General features: G+C 34.6%; 1 pseudogene. It reads left to right on the top strand.

The annotated features are described in order from the left end of the window. Window positions 1-429: 429 nt before the first annotated feature. Window positions 430-686: pseudogene (locus Xets_RS18780) on the top strand (helix-turn-helix domain-containing protein); the annotation flags it as partial. Window positions 687-1525 lie beyond the last annotated feature (839 nt).

The raw sequence follows: 1525 nt of genomic DNA on the forward strand, positions 1-1525 counted from the left end.
TATGACAGTAACGACAAACCACATCCACTTTAGCCATCTCTCACTCCATAATAAAAAGCAGGGAGTTTATCACAATATCTAATCATTGAGAGCGTGACCAGTTTGCATAGGTAACACTCATACTGAAAACGATCAATACAGATAAGATCACTGTTTTCGACATCATGAATTATTCCTAAGATTTTGAGATTAATTATCTGAAATTTTATACGCTGATCTTGCTTTGATCCTGAAAACTCCCCCTTAGATTCACAACGAAGAGAGCAAAAAGAGGCATTTATCTTTTTTATTGAGAATGAGGCTATAATGCCCCTTTAGTTGTCTGATAGGGCATCAGGCAAGTTATCAATATTTTGCTCTCGGGGTTAAATCCAATGTTAAGTTATCGCCACCATCAATATTAATTAATGGAAGGGGTAACAGGAATGTAACGTTAAAAATGACTGGCATCAGCCGACATTATCGCAGCATTGCGTAAGCGTGGTACAACCTTAGCGGCTGTTTCTCGTGAAGCGGGACTCAGTTCATCTACACTGGCAAACACTCTTAGTCGTCCGTGGCTGAAAGGCGAATGGATTATTGCCAACTATCTTTAAATACATCCCTCAGAAATCTGGCCTAGTCGATATTTTGATGACGATGGTCAGCCTATTGAACGGACAGTACGTAAAGTTTCCATTGAATAGTTCTATTTCAGTGAAATCAGTCATGAGATAAAATGATACTTGTAATTATAATTTGATACTCATGGCTAAGTATCTTTATATTCATTTCTTGATTTTTTGTGTTCTGATCGAGGCTCAAAAAATATTCTGTTAGTGAGAGCGAACAAAAACAGTTTTATACTTATGGAATAACTGTAACCGATGTCTTTAGCTTGTTCTAATATTCTCAAAAAGGAAACGGATAAATAGATAAAGAAAAGGTAATTTAACCAATTGAATTTGGAGGTCATTATATATAATGCAATGGCGATTATAATAAAAAATAGAGTGGCTCGTTTTACAGATTCCATATTTTCATAGGCCAGCCATTTTATCCAAGCGGTAAAATCATAGGATGTTTCATTTTTTACTAATGCAAAACTTTTGAGTAAGGTAACTTGTTCTGTAAGTGTAAATAGTTTAATTATTGACTTCCTGATTTTTTTGTCATGAGTAAATCGCATAGCTATCCCAAATTTATCAGATTAAATCGAAATTTATTTTTAATTCAGAATATTAAAATAAGTAGTGGTACTTATTCAAGTATGATAATTAAATGAACTTAAAAACAGAATTTGGTTACGCATTAAACCCATTGATTAGCACTCTGGCCTCATTTTTTCCCTGTGGGGTAATCAGTTTCCCCACACTTCATGTCTCTTTAACCTACATTTAACGCGATGCTCGACTTTTATGGTGAGTTGAAATGACATAGCCGCTCCTTTATAACTTTAAGTTGACAAACAAAGAGAAATAAAGGAACAAAAGGCTATGTCACAACAAGATTTTATCATTTGGGTGTTTTGTTGGGTAGAGGATAA

This window comes from Xenorhabdus sp. TS4 (assembly GCF_014467265.1).
Taxonomy (GTDB): Bacteria; Pseudomonadota; Gammaproteobacteria; order Enterobacterales; family Enterobacteriaceae; genus Xenorhabdus; species Xenorhabdus ehlersii.